Annotated in this window: 14 protein-coding genes; 7 read left to right on the top strand and 7 right to left on the bottom strand. The window is 66.9% G+C overall.

Annotated elements, in window-relative coordinates; all coding sequences use genetic code 11:
• Positions 1-32: 32 nt before the first annotated feature.
• The 5 genes from DOM67_RS11845 (at position 33) to DOM67_RS11825 (ending at position 6,452) form a co-directional block, all read left to right on the top strand.
• Positions 33-1,694, top strand: coding sequence for an ABC transporter substrate-binding protein (locus DOM67_RS11845; RefSeq protein WP_110676100.1), 1,662 nt, complete (start codon positions 33-35; stop codon positions 1,692-1,694).
• Positions 1,695-1,789: 95 nt separating this feature from the next.
• Positions 1,790-2,746: an ABC transporter permease gene (locus DOM67_RS11840; protein ID WP_110676099.1), complete on the top strand. Its 957-nt coding sequence runs from the start codon at positions 1,790-1,792 to the stop codon at positions 2,744-2,746.
• On the top strand, positions 2,743-3,651 hold the full coding sequence (locus DOM67_RS11835; protein WP_110676097.1) for an ABC transporter permease: 909 nt from the start codon (positions 2,743-2,745) through the stop codon (positions 3,649-3,651). Before DOM67_RS11840 ends, DOM67_RS11835 begins: the two co-directional genes overlap by 4 nt.
• A gap of 3 nt (positions 3,652-3,654) precedes the next feature.
• Positions 3,655-5,304, top strand: a complete 1,650-nt coding sequence (locus tag DOM67_RS11830) for an ABC transporter ATP-binding protein (protein ID WP_110676096.1) — start codon at positions 3,655-3,657, stop codon at positions 5,302-5,304.
• A 260-nt stretch (positions 5,305-5,564) separates the two neighbouring features.
• A complete protein-coding gene (locus tag DOM67_RS11825) occupies positions 5,565-6,452 on the top strand; it encodes a GNAT family N-acetyltransferase (protein ID WP_110676095.1) in 888 nt (295 codons plus the stop codon).
• Positions 6,453-6,465: 13 nt separating this feature from the next.
• Here DOM67_RS11825 and DOM67_RS11820 read toward each other — a convergent pair whose 3' ends face one another.
• Positions 6,466-6,969, bottom strand: a complete 504-nt coding sequence (locus DOM67_RS11820) for an Lrp/AsnC family transcriptional regulator (protein WP_110676093.1) — start codon at positions 6,967-6,969, stop codon at positions 6,466-6,468.
• A gap of 291 nt (positions 6,970-7,260) precedes the next feature.
• On the opposite strand from DOM67_RS11820, the gene DOM67_RS11815 reads away from it, so the two are divergent.
• Positions 7,261-7,752, top strand: a complete 492-nt coding sequence (locus tag DOM67_RS11815; protein ID WP_110676092.1) for an Lrp/AsnC family transcriptional regulator — start codon at positions 7,261-7,263, stop codon at positions 7,750-7,752.
• A 13-nt stretch (positions 7,753-7,765) separates the two neighbouring features.
• On the opposite strand, the gene DOM67_RS11810 is transcribed toward DOM67_RS11815, so the two are convergent.
• The 3 genes from DOM67_RS11810 to DOM67_RS11800 all read right to left on the bottom strand — a co-directional run bounded on the left by DOM67_RS11810 (position 7,766) and on the right by DOM67_RS11800 (position 11,761).
• Complete coding sequence (locus tag DOM67_RS11810) at positions 7,766-9,673, bottom strand: propionyl-CoA synthetase (protein ID WP_110676090.1); 1,908 nt, start codon at positions 9,671-9,673, stop codon at positions 7,766-7,768.
• 182 nt (positions 9,674-9,855) lie between these two features.
• Complete coding sequence (gene folE2 / locus DOM67_RS11805; RefSeq protein ID WP_110676088.1) at positions 9,856-10,779, bottom strand: GTP cyclohydrolase FolE2; 924 nt, start codon at positions 10,777-10,779, stop codon at positions 9,856-9,858.
• A 115-nt stretch (positions 10,780-10,894) separates the two neighbouring features.
• Positions 10,895-11,761, bottom strand: a complete 867-nt coding sequence (locus DOM67_RS11800) for an aldo/keto reductase family oxidoreductase (protein ID WP_110676086.1) — start codon at positions 11,759-11,761, stop codon at positions 10,895-10,897.
• Between the two features lie 119 nt (positions 11,762-11,880).
• Here DOM67_RS11800 and DOM67_RS11795 point away from each other — a divergent pair, with 119 nt between their 5' ends.
• Positions 11,881-12,810 carry a LysR family transcriptional regulator gene (locus DOM67_RS11795; protein WP_106419227.1) on the top strand — a complete coding sequence of 310 codons (930 nt, stop codon included), beginning with the start codon at positions 11,881-11,883 and terminating at the stop codon, positions 12,808-12,810.
• Between the two features lie 14 nt (positions 12,811-12,824).
• On the opposite strand, the gene copD is transcribed toward DOM67_RS11795, so the two are convergent.
• The 3 genes from copD to DOM67_RS11780 form a co-directional block, all read right to left on the bottom strand.
• Positions 12,825-13,709, bottom strand: a complete 885-nt coding sequence (copD, locus tag DOM67_RS11790) for a copper homeostasis membrane protein CopD (RefSeq protein WP_157958852.1) — start codon at positions 13,707-13,709, stop codon at positions 12,825-12,827.
• Complete coding sequence (gene copC, locus DOM67_RS11785; RefSeq protein ID WP_198651801.1) at positions 13,706-14,083, bottom strand: copper homeostasis periplasmic binding protein CopC; 378 nt, start codon at positions 14,081-14,083, stop codon at positions 13,706-13,708. The genes copD and copC overlap by 4 nt, the downstream gene beginning before the upstream one ends.
• A 70-nt stretch (positions 14,084-14,153) precedes the next feature.
• Positions 14,154-16,346, bottom strand: a complete 2,193-nt coding sequence (locus DOM67_RS11780; RefSeq protein WP_198651800.1) for a TonB-dependent receptor — start codon at positions 16,344-16,346, stop codon at positions 14,154-14,156.
• Positions 16,347-16,357 lie beyond the last annotated feature (11 nt).

Genomic DNA, 16,357 nt, shown 5'->3' with positions numbered 1-16,357 from the left:
ATAACAATGTCAGTCGATCTAGGAGAAGGCTTATGACGCGTCATGACAACAGTCGCGACAACCGTCACGACAACAATAGCGACAAGCTGACGTCTCCCCAGGAGAGTCTTCAGATCTACCGGGCCATGCAGCGCGGTCTGTCCCGCCGCGATGCCATGAAACTGCTCGGCGCGGCCGGGGTGCTGGCCATGGGCATGGGCGGGGTGCCCGGCTTGTCGCCGGCCTTCGCGGCCGGGGGCGAGGCGACCCCACAGCGCGGCGGGCGTATCCGTGTCGCTGCCCACTCCTCCTCGACCAAGGATTCTCTCGATCCGGCGCTGGGGGCGACGGCGATCGACTACTGCCGCGCCTTCATGTTCTACAACGGCCTGACCCAGTTCGACCCTGACCTGCGCCCGCAGCCGTGTCTGGCCGAGAGCTTCGAGACTACCGACAGCGGCAGCCGCTGGGTCTTCGTTTTGCGTCAGGGGGTGACCTTCCACGATGGCAAGGCGCTCACCCCCCAGGACGTGATCTACTCGATCATGCGCCACAAGGACCCCGCGGTCGGCTCCAAGGTGCTGTCGATGGTCGAGCAGATCGACAGCATCCGGGCTCTCGATCAGCGCCGGGTCGAGTTCAACCTCTCTTCGCCCAATATCGAACTGCCCTCGATTCTTGCCGTCTCGCATCTGGTCATCGTGGCCGATGGCACCCAGGACTTCTCGAAAGGCAACGGTACCGGCGCGTTCCGCTGTCAGGAGTTCTCGCCCGGGGTGCGCTCTGTCGGTGTGCGTAACGAGAACTACTGGCGCTCGGGGTATCCGTATCTGGACGCCATCGAGCTGGTCGGCATCAGCGATGAATCCTCCCGGGTCAATGCGCTGCTCTCCGGCGACGTCCAGATGATCAACAACCTCGGCGGCAACGCCGCGGAGCGGGTCAAGCAGAGCCAGAGCGCCGTGCTCAAGGCGACCAACTCCGGCAACTACACCGATCTGGTCATGCGCTTCGACCAGCAGCCGACGAGTCGGCCAGCGTTCCGCGAGGCGATGAAGTATCTCTTCGACCGCGAGCAGATCAAGCGCGTGGCGCTGCGTGGCTACGGCGAGATCGCCAACGATCAGCCCATCCCGCCGGGAGCGCCCTACTACTTCGACGGTCTTCCCCAGCGGGAGTACGACCCCGAGCGCGCCGCCTCCCTGCTCCAGAAAGCCGGGGTCGCCGGTGCCACCGTGCCGATCGTCGCCTCCCCCGCGGCCAACTACTCCGAGGATATGGCGGTGCTGCTCCAGCAGTCGGCGGCGGCCGCCGGTCTCAAGCTCAACATCAACCGGGTACCGGCGGACGGCTACTGGTCGAATCACTGGATGAAGCACCCCCTGGGCTTCGGCAACATCAACCCGCGACCGACCGCCAATATCCTGCTCTCCCAGTTCTTCCTGTCGAGCGCCGCGTGGAACGAGTCGGGATGGAAGAACCCGCACTTCGACCAACTGGTCATCGCAGCGCGGGGCGAGCCCGATGAAGCCAAGCGCAAGCAGATGTACGCCGACATGCAGACCTTGATCCACAACGAGGGCGGGATCGGGATTCCCGTCTTCCTCAGCGATACCGAGGGCTATGACTCGCGGATCGGCGGCATGGATCGCACGGTGCCGCTGGGCTCCTTCATGGGCTACATGTTCGCCGAATACGTCTGGTGGAAGGGCTGAGCCGGGATTCGTACGTCAACGCAAGCCCCGCGCGTCGCCGACCTCGCCCTGGGGCGGGTGGGGCGCGAGCGGGGCGCTCGAGTCGGAGACGACCCATGCGCAACACGCTATTTGGACTCGTGGCCGGACGGCTGGGCGCCAGTCTGCTGACCCTGTTCCTGGTCTCGCTGGTGATCTTCGCCATCACCTCGCTGCTGCCCGGCGACACCGCCCAGCAGATTCTGGGCCAGTTCGCCACGCCCGAGCAGGTCGCAGCACTGAGAGAGCAGCTGGGGCTCAATCAGCCGGCCATCCTGCGTTACTGGCACTGGCTCTCCGGTTTCGTCACCGGCGACCTCGGTCAGTCGGCGAGCAATGGCATGGCAGTCGCGCAACTGATCAACGACCGCCTGCCCAACTCGCTCATCCTCGCCGGCATCACCACCCTCGTCTCGGTGCCCATCGCTATCACCATGGGTGTGGTGGCGGCGATGGGCCGCGGCGGCCTGATCGATCGCCTGCTCAATTTGGTGACTCTGTCAATGGTCGCGGTGCCGGAGTTCCTGGTGGCCACGCTGGCGGTGCTGATTTTCGCGGTCAAGCTCAACTGGCTGCCCGCACTCTCCTACGTCTCCACGGTCGATTCGCTGGGCGGCGCCATGAAGATCTACGCCATGCCGGTGCTGACACTCTGCTGTGTACTCATCGCGCAGATGGCCCGGATGACAAGGGCGGCGCTGATCGATCAGCTCGATAGCCCCTACGTCGAGATGGCGCAGCTCAAGGGCGTGCCGCCGATCCGCCGGGTCATGCGTCACGCTCTGCCCAATGCGGTCGGGCCGATCGCCAACGCCGTCGCGCTGAGCCTCTCCTATCTGCTCGGCGGCGTCATCATCGTCGAGACCATCTTCAACTATCCGGGGATCGCCAGCCTGATGGTGGACGCGGTATCCAATCGCGACCTCTCGCTGGTACAGGCCTGCGCCATGCTGTTCTGCGGCACCTATCTGGTGCTGGTCATGCTGGCCGATATCTGCGCGATTCTCTCCAACCCGAGGCTGCGTAACCGATGAACTCGCTCAAGACGATGACGCATCCCAAGGCCAATACCGTTCGGCGGCTGCGCCACGGTAGCCACTTGCCCGTCGGCGCCCCGCTGCGTCGCAATCGCCGCCGGCTCCAGCTGACCCGCTGGATCGGGCTCGGCGTGTTCGGTTTCTGGATTCTGGTGGCGCTGTTCGGGCCGCTGCTGGCCCCCCATCCCATGGGGGCATTCGTCTCCGACCAGATATTCGGCGGGATGAGCGCCGCCTACCCGCTGGGCACCGACTACATGGGCCGCGACATGCTCAGCCGGATCCTGACCGGTGCCCGCTACACCGTGGGTCTCGCCCTGGTCGCCGCCTGTCTCGCCAGCCTGATCGGTGCCGGCTTCGGCATGCTCTCGGTGCTGCTGCCGAGGTGGCTGGAGGAGGGCGTGCGCCGGGTATTCGACACCCTGATCTCGATCCCCAGCAAGATGATGGCGCTGGTGATGGTGTCGGCCTTCGGTGCCTCGATCCCGCTGCTGATCACGGCCACCGTGTTGAGCTATGCCCCCGGGGCCTTTCGGATCGCCCACAGCCTGGCCACCAATCTGGCCACGATGGAGTACGTTCAGGTGGCCCACACCCGGGGCGAGGGACGCCTCTACATCGCCGCCCGCGAGATCTTTCCCAACATGATCCAGTCGGTGCTGACCGACATGGGAATGCGCTTCGTGTTCATCGTGCTGCTGCTCAGCGGCATGAGTTTTCTCGGGCTGGGCGTGCAGCCGCCGGCGGCGGATCTCGGGTCGCTGGTGCGCGAGAACATCAGCGGCCTGAGTCAGGGCGCGGTCGCGGTCATCGCGCCGGCGCTGGCCATCGGCACGCTGACGATCGGCGCCAACCTGCTGATCGATAGCCTCTCCACCAGCCGTGCGACGCAGAAGGAGTGACCCATGCAAGGTGAATCGCTCATCGTGCGCGACCTCGAGATCGTCGCCACCCCCGACGGCGGGGAAGAACGCAGCATCGTCAGCCGGATCGGTTTCTCGCTCGCACCGGGCGAAGTGCTGGCGCTGATCGGCGAGTCCGGGTCGGGCAAGACCACCATCGCCCTGGCCATGCTGGGGTACGCCAGACGCGGATGCCGAATCGCCGGGGGCAGCGTGCGCCTGGGCGAGACCGAGGTGCTGTCGCTCTCGCCGGTGGCAACAAGGGCCCTGCGCGGACACCGCGTGGCCTATATCGCCCAGAGCGCGGCGGCGGCGTTCAACCCCTCGCGTTCGCTGATGGATCAGGTGATCGAGGCGGCGCTGCTGCACCAGGTGATGGATCGCCGCAGCGCCCGGGACAAGGCCATCGGTCTGTTCCGGGATCTGGCGCTGCCCGACCCCGAGCATATCGGCGAGCGCTACCCCCATCAGGTCTCGGGCGGGCAGTTGCAGCGCGTGATGGCGGCGATGGCGCTGCTCACCGATCCGGCCCTGGTGATTCTGGACGAGCCGACCACGGCGCTGGACGTGACCACCCAGGTCGAGGTGCTGCTCGCGTTCAAGCGGGTCATGCGTGAGCGCGGCACGACGGCGATCTACGTCTCCCACGATCTCGCCGTGGTCGCCCAGATGGCCGACCAGGTGCTGGTGCTCAATGGGGGCTGCGAGCAGGAGCAGGGCCGGATCGAGGAGATTCTCGAGCGGCCGCGGCATGCCTACACCCGGAGCCTGCTGGCGGCGACTCGGCCGGTGCGCCTGGCCGACTCGATGCCGGTCGCCACGGGGCAGCCGCTGCTGGAGATCGCGCAGCTCGATGTGGGCTACGGCAAGCTGAACCGTGACGGCGAGCCCTCGGACAAGGTGCTGCGCGGGATCGATCTCACGCTCTCCGCGGGTCGCTCCATCGGCGTCATCGGTGAGTCGGGCTCCGGTAAATCGACCCTGGCCCGAGCGATCGCCGGGCTGATCGCCCCCTGCCATGGCAGCGTTCAGTTCGATGGCACGCCACTGCCGCCGACCCTGCGCGGGCGCACGCCGGATCAGTTCCGGCGCATCCAGATGGCCTTCCAGAGTGCCGACAACGCGCTCAATCCGGCCCATTCGGTACGTCGACTCCTCGGTCGGCCGCTGGAGACCTATTTCCATCTGGACCGCGCCGAGCGGCGGCGGCGCATCGATGAACTCATGGCACTGGTCAAGCTGCCCACCAGCCTGCTGGAGCGCAAGCCCGGCGAGCTCTCCGGGGGGCAGAAGCAGCGCGTCAATCTCGCGCGCTGCCTGGCGGCCAAGCCGGATCTGATTCTCTGCGACGAGGTGACCTCGGCCCTGGACACCGTGGTCGGTGCGGCGATTCTCGAACTGCTGGCGGAGCTGCGTCAGGAGCTGGGCGTCGCCTATCTGTTCATCAGCCACGATATCTCGACGGTGCGCGCGCTGTGCGACGACGTCATGGTGCTCTACCACGGTGAGTGCGTGGAGTTCGGCCCGTGCGAGACGGTACTCGAGGCACCGCGCCATGACTACACGCGCAAGCTGATCGGCTCGGTACCAGAGCTGCGCCCCGGCTGGCTGGAGCACCACCCGCTGGCCATGGCGGAGGGGACCCCGGCCTGAACCTCGCCGGGGCAGAGGGCATGATTCAGTAGCCGCGCCGGCGGTGCTCTCTGCCGAATTGGCAGACTTCAGCGCAGATGCCACTGCGCCGGGGTGGCGCAGGTGGCGGACCGGCCGAGGGTGGCGAAAAGGTGCGGTGGCCGGGAAGGGCCGCCGTTAGACTGTTTCGATATGAGCGATGGCGATGACCTGCCGCGGGCATTGGGCCCGAAGGCGTCCCCGGACATCGTTTCCTCGGACCGGGTATTCCAGGAGGAGGCATGAACCCTACCGATATTGCCACGACACAGAGAGTGGATGCATTCGTGAGTGCGGCCCGGCCGCTGGAGAGCGGTGATCTCCACCATCTTCATCAGCTCGCCGTCAGTGTTGCCTGGCCCCACCGGAGCCGGGATCTGAGGCTACTGATGTTGCTGGGGCGGGGGTATCTGGCGCTGGACGAGATCGAGCGCGTGCTGGCTTCCGGCATGTACTTCGAGATGGGCGAGGATTTCGCCATGCTCGGCATGATGATCACCGCCCCGAGGCTCCAGACCTTCGGGGCGGGGCGCTGGCTGCTGGATCGGATCCTGGCGGATTGCGGCGGCCGCGATCTGCGCTTGAACGCGACGCGAGCGGCCTACCGCCTGTATGAAAGTGCCGGCTTCGTGCCGGTGGCGACGGTCCATCAGCGCCAGGGCATGGTGGGCGAGGGGCCGCTGCCCGAGGGCGGGCCGACGTGCCCGGTACGTACGCTGCAGGCGTCGGATCTGGCGGCGCTGCCAGCGCTCGATCAGGTGGCTTTCGGGGCCGAGCGCCGCGCGGTGCTGGAGGCGCTCTTCGCCGTCAGCGAGGGCACGGTGGCTCTTCGCGACGGCGTGCCGGCGGGGTTCGCGCTGATTCGCGACTTCGGCCGCGGGCGCGTGATCGGCCCGGTGGTGGCGGAGGACGAAGCGATGGCGATGGCGCTGATCGCGCCGCTCGTCACCCGCCACCGGGGGCAGTTCCTGCGTATCGATACCGCCTGTGACAGCCCGACGTTCTTCGCGTTTCTCGACGCTGCGGGGCTAGACGCCTTCGACACCGTCACCCAGATGCGCCTGGGCAAGCAGAGAGGCGGTGACGGGTCGGTCCGCACCTTCGGCCTGGCCGCGCATACGCTCGGTTGAGGGCGTCCAGGCGTCACGTTTCGCCGTGGTTATCGTCCCCGGCCAACGGGCCCAGCGGGACCTCGGCTCGGTGCAGCGGCGTCTTCATCACCACGTAGCTGAAGTAGCGCGCGATCCCCACGTCCTGCGCCAACCATTGCTCCATCAGCCGCTGGAACTCGGAGAGTCGCGGCACGAGCATGCGCAGCAGATAGTCGTAACCGCCGGAGACCAGGTGGCACTCCATCACCTCGGGGGTGTCCGCCATGGCCGCCTCGAAGCGCTGGAAGCTGTCGCGACGGTGGTTGCTCAGCGTAATCTCCACGAACAGGGTCATCGACGGGCCGAGCCGAGCCAGATTGAGACGTGCATGGTAGCTCTCGATGTAGCCAGCCTGCTGCAGCCGCTTGACCCGGGACAGACAGGGGGAGGGCGACAGCCCCACGCGATCCGCGAGCTGGGCATTGGTGATGCGTCCGTCGCGCTGCAGCTCGGTGAGGATGGCGACATCGAGGCGATCGAGTTTGGGTGATGTCATGAGTCTAATCCAGGGCCCTTCCCTGCGGGTTGCGGCGTACAGTGTGAACGGGCCTTTGGCCGCCTCCCGTTGGTGTCGCCGCGTTGCGGGTGGCACGCCTGTGGCGCCTGGCGGGTGGTATTTCCATCGCTCTGCAGTTTTCAATATCGTGACCCGGGGGGCAAGTTACGGGCGTGACTCTTTTGCCCGGTCGTGTCAGGCAGCGGCGCGAATCGACATCGATACGCCGGGCCCGTCAGCGCATGTCATCAAGGCCCCGCCGCGAGATAGCCGACTTTTGGGGAGACAAGAATGAAGCTGGATCGTACTGATCTGAGGATCCTGACCGAGCTGCAGAAAAATGGCCGCATCCCCAACGTCGAGCTGGCCGAACTGGTTCATTTATCGCCCAGCCCCTGCCTGATGCGGGTCAAGAAGCTGCAGGCGGCGGGCTACATTACCGGCTATTCGGCGCTGATCGACCTGGCGAAATTCGACGAGATATTGACGGTATTCACCGAGGTGACGCTCTCCCATCATCGGCAGATCGACTTCGACCGTTTTCAGCAGGCGGTCGAGAAGATCGACGACTGCCTGGAGTGCCATCTGATGTCGGGCGGGTTCGACTATCTGCTCAAGTTCGTGACGCGTGGCATCGCCGAGTACCAGGCGCTCATCGAAGGGCTGGTCGAACAGGACGTGGGGATCGAGAAGTACTTCAACTACGTGGTCATCAAGTCACCTTTCTCGAAGTCCCACCTGCCGCTCAACACGCTTTTCGGACCTCAGTCGGCGTCGTCCTGAACGGCGAGCCGGCTCAATCGTCCTTCTCCGTGGCCTCGCTTCCGCGCAGATTGGCAATCGCCTCGCGGGCATCCTCCAGGCTGGTCGGATCGTCGATGGTGGCGGGCACGTCGAAGGTCTCGCCGTCGGCGATCTGGCGCAGCGCGCGGCGCAGGATCTTGCCCGAGCGGGTCTTGGGCAGACGCGCCACCACCCGCACCTGCTTGAAGCTCGCCACCGGGCCGATCCGTTCCCGCACCAGGGCGACGAGTTCCTGCGCCAGCGTCGCGTCGTCGCCGTCGAAGCCATCCTTGGGGATCACCAGCCCCACCGGCTGCTGGCCCTTGAGCGTATCCTGGGCGCCGATCACCGCGCACTCGGCCACCGCCGGGTGAGACCCCAGCACCTCCTCCATCTCACCGGTGGAGAGCCGGTGGCCGGCGACGTTGATCACGTCGTCGGTGCGCCCCATCACGAACAGATAGCCCTCGTCGTCGATATAGCCGCCGTCGCCGGTGAGGTAGTAGCCCGGGTAGGTCGCCAGATAGGCCGAGTGCAGGCGCTCGGGATCGCCCCAGATACCGGCGAGGCAGCCCGGCGGCAGCGGCTGCTTGATCACCACGCTGCCCTCGGTCAGCGCGCCCACCTCCTCGCCGTGGCGGTCGAGGATGCGCACATCGTAGCCCGGCACCGGAAAGGTGGCGGAGCCGGCGCGGGTGGGCACCGGGTCGAGCCCCAGCGGATCGGCGGCGATCGCCCAGCCGGTCTCGGTCTGCCACCAGTGGTCGACGACGGGCACGTCGAGATGCGCCTTGAGCCAGTGGTAGGTGGGCGGGTCGAGGCGCTCCCCGGCCAGAAACAGCGAGCGCAGGCTGGAGAGGTCGTAGCCCTCTTTCAGCCGCGCGTCGGGGTCCTCCTTCTTGATCGCACGGAAGGCCGTCGGGGCGGTGAAGAAGCTCTTCACTCGGTACTCTTCGATCACCCGCCAGAAGGCACCGGCATCGGGGGTGCGTACCGGCTTGCCCTCGTAGACCACCGTGCTGGCACCGCGCAGCAGCGGGCCATAGACGATGTAGGAGTGGCCCACCACCCAGCCCACATCGGAGGCGGAGAAGAACACCTCACCCGGGGCGATGTCGTAGATCGTCTCCATCGAGTAGTGCAGCGCCACGGCGTAGCCGCCGGTATCGCGGACCACGCCCTTGGGACGGCCGGTGGTGCCGGAGGTGTAGAGGATGTAGAGCGGGTCGGTGGCCTTGACCGGAACGCAGGCGGCGGGCTCGGCGGCGGCCATCAGCGTCTCCCACTCGACCTCGCCGGGGCCGAGCTCGACGCGGCAGGCGTCGCGCTGCAGATAGACGCAGTGGGCCACCGCATGGGCGCTGCGCGACAGCGCTTCGCGCACGATCGGCTGATAGGCCACCACGCGACCGGGTTCGAGCCCGCAGGAGGCCGCCACCACCACCCGGGGCTTGGCGTCCTCGATCCGCGCTGCCAGTTCGCGGGCGGCGAAGCCGCCGAACACCACCGAGTGGATGGCGCCGAGACGCGCGCAGGCGAGCATCGCGATCAGCGCTTCCGGCACCATCGGCAGGTAGATCACCACGCGCTCGCCCGGCACCACACCCAGCCCGCGCAGGGCGCCGGCGCAGCGGGCGGTGGCGTCGCGCAGCTCACGGTAGGTGTAGCGCCGCTGCTGGCCGCTGAGCGGCGAGTCCCAGTAGAGCGCGATACGCTCGCCGTGCCCCTGCTCGATATGATGGTCGAGGGCGGCATGACACAGGTTGAGCTCGCCATCACCGAACCAGCGCGCATGGCCGCCGGCATCGACCTCGAGCGCCCGGGTCGGCGGGGTGGACCAGGGAATGCGCCGGGTCTGGCGCATCCAGAAGGTTTCCGGGTCCTCGAGGGAGGCTCGGTACTCGTCCTGATAACGACTCATGGCTTACCCCGCTGCGTGCGCCCTTTCACCCGCGCCATGGCGCGGGTCGGAGGCAGCGTCTGCGTGAACAGGTTGTCTGATCACACTCTATGGGGGCAGCGGCGTGGCGACCGTCAGACCATCGGCTAGCTTCGACGAATGGACGCGGGCGAGGGCCGGGCAGGGCACGCCGGCGGCACGTCTCAGGGCACCTCGAAGTCGCGCTCGGCCCGGGCCACTGCGTCGTGGGCGTGCAGACTCTCGGCGTGGGTGATGTCGACGCGGTAGCCGGCGACGCCGGCCTGGGCCTCGCACTGCGCCGCCAGCCGCCGCGCGGCATCCTCGCAGAACATCAGATTAGCGCCGTTGCGTTCGGCGAAGGCCTGCTCGTCGACACGCTTGACCAGTGTCTGCACCGGCGTCTGCAGGGTCTGTTCGAAGGCGTCCAGGCGTGCCTCCGGGGCGTAGGCGGCATCTGCGGTCAGACGCAGGGCGATCACCGCCCGGCTGCGCTGGCTGTGGGGCGTGGGGAAGCTGCCGCTGTGCTCGATCCACTCGGCCACCGCCTCGGCGTCGAGGGTCTCGGTGTTCTGCTCTTCGGCCCAGTGGCGCCAGTCGCGGGACATGGCGTGGCGGGCCAGCGCGGTCGAGCAGGGGCAGGTGGATGAGTAGTCGAGTTCGAGTGTCAGGGTCTGGGTCAGCCCCTCGTGGCTGCCCTCAAGGGTCAGCGTGAGCGGGTAGTGACGCCAGCCGCTGGCGTCACTGAGCAGGGCACGGCGGCGCAGCGGCAGCGCGAAGCGCAGCGCCAGATAGAGGCGCTGGCTGGTGTCCTGCTGGCTATCCAGCAGGGCGTGGCCCAGGGCGTCCAGCCGCTCCGGCGTCACTGGCGATTCGTCCAGACGGTCGAGCAGGCGGTAGAGGCGCGACATGTGGATACCGCGCTGGCCCGTCGCGAGATCGACACTGACATCGGCGGTGGCCGGCAGTCGAGCGCCGTCCGACCACTGCAGGCGGGTGGCGATGCCCTGCATGCCGACACGTTGCAGGGCTCGGTATGGCGCGCCCTGGGACGGTTCCGGTTCGCGCCCAGCGGCGACATCCGGTAGCGGCGGTACGGTGAGATTCATGAGTGCTCGTCGACGGTTGGAAATGTTATTTTATAACATATCGTTCGAGCCGATGGGTACACCCTTCGGTTACCGCGTGATGCCGCCATGAGGGTCGCGCGAGCGAACCGATGAATCAGTCGCCGATGCGGTCCAGCCGTGCCATCTGCGCCGCGGGAATCTCCAGCGCTGCCGCCTGGATATTCTGCTGCAGATGATCGGGAGACGAAGTCCCGGGGATCAGCAGGATGTTGGGTGAGCGAGCCAGCAGCCAGGCCAGTGCTACCTGCATCGGGGTGGCGTCGAGCGTCGCCGCGACCTCGGTGAGCGTCTGCGACTGGAGTGGGGTGAATCCGCCCAGCGGGAAGAACGGCACGTAGGGAATGCCCTCCGCGGCCAGCTGATCGATCAGCGCATCGTCGGCGCGGTTGGCCAGGTTGAACTGGTTCTGCACGCAGACGATGGGCACGATCTTCTGTCCGTCGGCCACCTGGGTCGGCGTGACATTGCTCAGGCCGATATGCTTGATCAGGCCGCGCTCGCGAAGTTCCGCCAGTGTCGTCAGCGGGGCCTCCAGCGAGCCCTCCGCCGGCCCATGCACATCCAGCATGCTGCGCAGGTTGACGACCTCCATCTGCTCGAGCCCCAGATTGCGCAAGTTGTCTTCCACAGCCTGGGTCAGCTCGGCGGGCGAGAGGGCGGGCAGCCAGGCGCCGGTGTCATCGCGCCGGGCACTGACCTTGGTGACGAGGCAGAGATCGCTCGGATAGGGGTGCAATGCCTGCTTGATGAGCTGATTGGTGATGTGCGGGCCGTAGAAATCCGAGGTGTCGATGTGGTCGATACCGGCGGCGATGGCTGCCTCGAGGACCTGCAACGCCCGTGCCGGATCCTTGGGCGGACCGAACACGCCGGGGCCGGCGAGCTGCATTGCTCCATAGCCCAGTCGTTTGACCCGTCGGTTGCCGAGTGGGTAGGTGCCAGCCTTGTCGATGAGGGACATGCGTTCACTCCTGTGTCGAGGTCGGGGCGTCAGATGCCCCGATGTCCCCTCATGGTAGGCGCGTCAGTGCTGTGCGACTATTGTCCTCAATCCATACAAGGTGTGCGGAGAAATGCACAATGAGTGCCGATCTCGGTGATCTTCAGGTCGTGCTGGCCGTGGCCAGAGCCAAGGGGTTTCGGGAAGCGGCGCGGCTGAGCGGTAGCAGTGCGTCGCGCTTGAGCGATGCGGTGCGGCGTGCCGAGACGGCGCTGGGCATTCGGCTGTTTCATCGCACCACGCGGGCGGTGACGCTGACCGAGGCCGGCGCTGCCCTGGTCGCGCGGCTGGCGCCAGCGGTCGAGGAGGTCGAAAACGCGCTGGATGCGATCAACGGCTTTCGGGATCGCCCCGCCGGCACGCTACGCCTCAATGTCCCGGTCAGTGCGGCGCGGCTGATCCTGCCATCGATCCTGCCCGATTTCCTCAAGGCTTACCCGGAGATCCGCGTGGAGGTCACCGCCGACAGTGCGGCGACGGATACGCTGGCGGCGGGCTTCGATGCCGGCATCCGCTACGACGAACTGCTCGAGCAGGACATGATCGCCGTGCCCATCGGCCCGCGCGAGCAGCGTTTTGCGCTGGCCGCCTCGCCCGATTACCTGGCGCGTCATGGCACCCCCACGCATCCCCGCGAGCTGCTGCAGCATGCCTGTATCCGTGGCCGTTTCACCAACGGCAACCGGCCGGCATGGGAGTTCGAGCGCGGCGAGGAGGCGATTCGCATCGAGCCCACCGGCCCTTTGACGATCAGCATCGGCGGCGGTGTGGATCTTGGCGTCGAGGCGGCGTTGCAAGGCGTCGGCCTGATCATGCTGTTCGAGCAGTGGCTCCAACCGTACCTGGCCAGCGGTGAGCTGGTCGCGGTTCTCGAGCCCTGGTGGCTACGCTTCCCCGGCCCTTATCTCTACTACTCGGATCGCCGGCTGGTACCTGCCCCCCTGCGCGCCTTCATCGACTTCATTCGCGATCAAGACTCGCTCCCCCGGCGGCGGGATCACGTCTCCTGAGCCGCTTCGTCGCCTCAGCGGGGCTGCATCATGCCGAAGGCCGCCACCAGGGCAATGACCGCCGTCGCCACGGTCAGTTCGAGCAGCGTGGCACGCTTCAGCCGGATCAGTGCGCCGGGCGTGGCGGCGAGCCGAGGGACCAGGCGATAGCGGTTGTAGAGCGCCACCAGCACCATGACGAGGACCAGGGCCACCTTGATGCCCAGCAGTCGTTGGTAGGTCATCGACCAGTCGTCGGGCCAGTCACCGACGATCAGCCCGGTATTCACCGCCCCCGACAGCAGGACCATGGCCACCGCGATATGCCCCCACTGCGAGAAGCGGGTCAGCGCCAGGGCGGCGGGCCTCTGGGCGCCGCGAGTGCCAAGCTGGCCCAGCAGCAGCAAGACCGGCAGTAACGCGCCGAACCAGAAACCGCCGGCCAGCAGATGCAGCCAGTCATTGCCCTGGTGCAGCCAGCCGAGCGCGCCGGCGTGCATCGCCGCGTGCCCCGATAGCGTCAGGCTGCCCAGCATCAGCGCACTGCTCAATGCCACCGCCGGCGCGCGGCAGCGGCGAGGCGGTAGCGAGGTGGCGAGCAGCAGCGCCACCGCGATCATCTGGCAGAGCCAGGCGCTGCCGAGGGTGGTTTGCGTGGCGACCCGCGCCAGCAGTGCCGTATCTCGCATCGCGGACCAGCTGCCCGACAGCTCGGCGGTACGCAGCGGCAGGCTGGCGAGCGTCACGACCGTGGCCGTGCCGATGGCGCACCAGCGTGCGCCACTCAAACGTTGCCAGAGCCAGTCGCGCAGCTCGGAGGGAGGCATCGACAACAGATAGGCGCTGGACCCCCACAGAAATAGAGCCGCCGCGTCGAACGCGAAGCGGCTCATCACCAGCGCAGTGCCGGGTTCGGTCACGGTGTCACGCTGAACGCGTAATCGCCCTCGGTCTTGTGACCATCGACGGAGAGGACATGCCATGTGACCTGGTAACGGCCGGGCTCGAGCGCGGTCTCGACCGGGGCGGTCAGGGTCGTGCCATCGTCTGCCAGGGTGGCCTTGCCCAGCTCGACGGCAGAGCCATCACTGCCGTTCAATTCGAGACCGCTGAAAGCCAGCTCCAGGCCCTCGGTGAAGGTGAGCGTCAGGCGCTCCGGCGCCGTGACATCCGCGCCCTCGGCGGGGGTCGCGGCCTCGAGATGCGCATGCGCGAGCGCTTGATGGCTGAAGGCAAGTGCCCCCAGGGTCGCGATCAGGGAGAGTGACTGGCGTAGATTCATATGACGTTTCATGGGTCGGTTTCCTTGAGTGGCCGCCCCCACTGGGGCGGCTGGTGGTATGTCGAGTGGCGATGAAGCCGCCTCAGAAATGAAAATCTAGCTTGGCCCAGACCATTCGGCCCGGATCGTTGACCCGAGTGTTACCCGGATACCCGAAACCGGCGTTGCCCGCGAGGTTGAGGTGTTCGCTGTAGGTGTTGTCGAAGACGTTGTCGATACCGCTGCTGAGGGTGAAGTTGGGGTTGAAACGGTAGGCGCCATTGAGCGAGAAGACGCCGAAACCTGCCGAGTCACCGAGATCCTGGCCGACGACATTGCCCTGGTTCAGCGCGATCCGATGCTGGGGCGCGACCAGCCGCCAGAGGGCGCCGACCGAGTAGTCATCGCGCTCGTAGGTGAGGCTGAAGCGCGACTCCAGCGGGGGAATCTGCGGCAACGGCTGGTCATCGGTCGCATTGCGGCCCCAGGCATAGGCCAGGCTCGCTTCGCCGGTCCAGTTGTCGCTGAAATCGTAGGCGGCGCCGAGTTCCGCCCCGGCAATATTGGCGTCGACGTTGCGGACCTGGGTGTTGGCCCCGTCGTAGTCGAAGAGGATGAAATCCTCGACATAGCCAAGATAGCCGGAGACCCAGGCGCGGGTGCGTTCGCCACGGTATTGGGCGCCGACGTCGAGCTGCGTGGTCTTCTCCGGTTTGACACCGGCGAAGGCGTTCGGGCTGCCGTCGGGGCCGTCGAGCCCGGGCTTGAGTTCCCAGTAATCCGGGAAGCGCTGCACGTGACCCACGCCGGCGTACCAGGTGACCGGCGCCGAGGCGAGATCCTGCTCGTAGCGCACGAAGCCGCTGGGCAGCGTCGTGCGCCGGGTATCGCCCGCGGTGGCGGTATCGTCGTTATGGTCGTCGACGTGGTAGCGATCCAGACGTGCGCCGCCGATGACCCGGTCGCGGTCGCTGGCGTACCAGGTCAGCTGGTTGAACAGGCCGTACTGGATCTGTTCGTAGTCGCTGTCCCAGTGGTCGCCGTCGCGATTGCGATGAATCTGCTGCTGGGCGTCGACGCCGGCGATCCAGCTGAAGTCGCTCCACTCCCAGGTCGAGGCGACGCGGGTGCTGCGCGTGCGGCGATCCAGCCGCATCGCCATGCCGTCGCTCATGTCCATGCTGTCGTCGCCCATGTCCATGCCGCCACCGCCCATGTCCATGCCGCCGCCACCCATGTCCATGCCGCCGCCACCCATGTCCATGCTGTCGTCGCCCATGTCCATGCCGCCGCCACCCATGTCCATGCCGCCTGAAGGATCGCGCAGCGTGAAGTTGTCCATGATGTGGTCGGCGTAGGCGTAATTCGCCTGCAGTTCGAGTTTGCGCCAGTGTTCACTGATATTGCGCTTTTCAAAGCGAACGCCTGCCGTCTCCCGCAGGAATCGACTGCCGTCCATGCCACGCCCGGCGTAGCGCGCCTCGCCATTGCCACGACCGGCGGTGACCTCCAGCCAGGTGTCGTCGTCCGGCGTCAGACCGAGGGCGATATCGCCATTCCACTTGTCCCATTTCGACGGCACCGTATCGCCGTTGCCATCCTTGTAGTCGTTGGCTTCCGATTCGTTGCCGATCAGGCGAACGTAGCCCGCTTCGTTACCCGCGGCGGCGTCGATGCGTCGATCGAAGCGGCCATAGGTGCCCAGCATCACGCTGCCATCGACCCGCGTGCCGGGGGCGTCGAACGACTCGGGCCCGCGGTCGAAGCGCACGGTAGCGGCTGAGGCACCGGGCCCCCATAGCACCGACTGCGGCCCCTTGGTCACGACCAGGCTGTCGTAGGCCTCCGGGGAGATATAGGAGGTGGGGGCATCCATGCGAAACGGGCAGGCGCCGAGCATCTCACTGCCATCGGTCAGGATCTTGATCCGCGAGCCGAACATCCCCCGAAACACCGGGTCACCATTGGTGCCGCCGTTACGAATCGAGGCGAAGCCCGGAATGGTCTTCAGATAGTCGGCGCCATCGCTCGCCGGCATGGGTTGGCGAGGTTGGCGTGGGTCCGTCTCTACCGTGATCGGCGAGCTGAGCGGGACGGCGGTCACGACCAGGGTGTCGTGATGGCTCGCGACGTGATCGTCATGGTCGTGGCTCATCGTCTGCGCCAGGCTCGGCGTGGCGAACGCGGCGCTCGCCAACGTGACCGCGGCTGCCAACGCGTGGCGCGGGGGAAGGCTGCGGCCAGGCGCGGCTGTCTGTGCGGCACCCCAGCGGGGGCCGTGTGCAGTGGTGGACATGAAGTTCCCTT

Origin of the sequence: Salinicola sp. RZ23 (genome assembly GCF_003206675.1) — a bacterium.
Taxonomy (GTDB): Bacteria; Pseudomonadota; Gammaproteobacteria; order Pseudomonadales; family Halomonadaceae; genus Salinicola; species Salinicola endophyticus.
Note: the sequence above shows the minus strand (reverse complement) of the source record. Positions and strands in the feature narration are given on the sequence as shown.

Bases quoted from the DNA above. Each gene is read 5' to 3' on its own strand.
- DOM67_RS11810 (WP_110676090.1), bottom strand. From the start codon at position 9,673: ATGAGTCGTTATCAGGACGAGTACCGAGCCTCCCTCGAGGACCCGGAA.
- DOM67_RS11820 (WP_110676093.1), bottom strand. From the start codon at position 6,969: ATGACATCACCCAAACTCGATCGCCTCGATGTCGCCATCCTCACCGAG.
- DOM67_RS11800 (WP_110676086.1), bottom strand. From the start codon at position 11,761: ATGTCCCTCATCGACAAGGCTGGCACCTACCCACTCGGCAACCGACGG.
- DOM67_RS11795 (WP_106419227.1), top strand. From the start codon at position 11,881: ATGAGTGCCGATCTCGGTGATCTTCAGGTCGTGCTGGCCGTGGCCAGA.
- DOM67_RS11835 (WP_110676097.1), top strand. From the start codon at position 2,743: ATGAACTCGCTCAAGACGATGACGCATCCCAAGGCCAATACCGTTCGG.
- copC (WP_198651801.1), bottom strand. From the start codon at position 14,083: ATGAAACGTCATATGAATCTACGCCAGTCACTCTCCCTGATCGCGACC.
- DOM67_RS11815 (WP_110676092.1), top strand. From the start codon at position 7,261: ATGAAGCTGGATCGTACTGATCTGAGGATCCTGACCGAGCTGCAGAAA.
- DOM67_RS11780 (WP_198651800.1), bottom strand. From the start codon at position 16,346: ATGTCCACCACTGCACACGGCCCCCGCTGGGGTGCCGCACAGACAGCC.
- folE2 (WP_110676088.1), bottom strand. From the start codon at position 10,779: ATGAATCTCACCGTACCGCCGCTACCGGATGTCGCCGCTGGGCGCGAA.
- DOM67_RS11845 (WP_110676100.1), top strand. From the start codon at position 33: ATGACGCGTCATGACAACAGTCGCGACAACCGTCACGACAACAATAGC.
- DOM67_RS11840 (WP_110676099.1), top strand. From the start codon at position 1,790: ATGCGCAACACGCTATTTGGACTCGTGGCCGGACGGCTGGGCGCCAGT.
- DOM67_RS11830 (WP_110676096.1), top strand. From the start codon at position 3,655: ATGCAAGGTGAATCGCTCATCGTGCGCGACCTCGAGATCGTCGCCACC.
- DOM67_RS11825 (WP_110676095.1), top strand. From the start codon at position 5,565: ATGAACCCTACCGATATTGCCACGACACAGAGAGTGGATGCATTCGTG.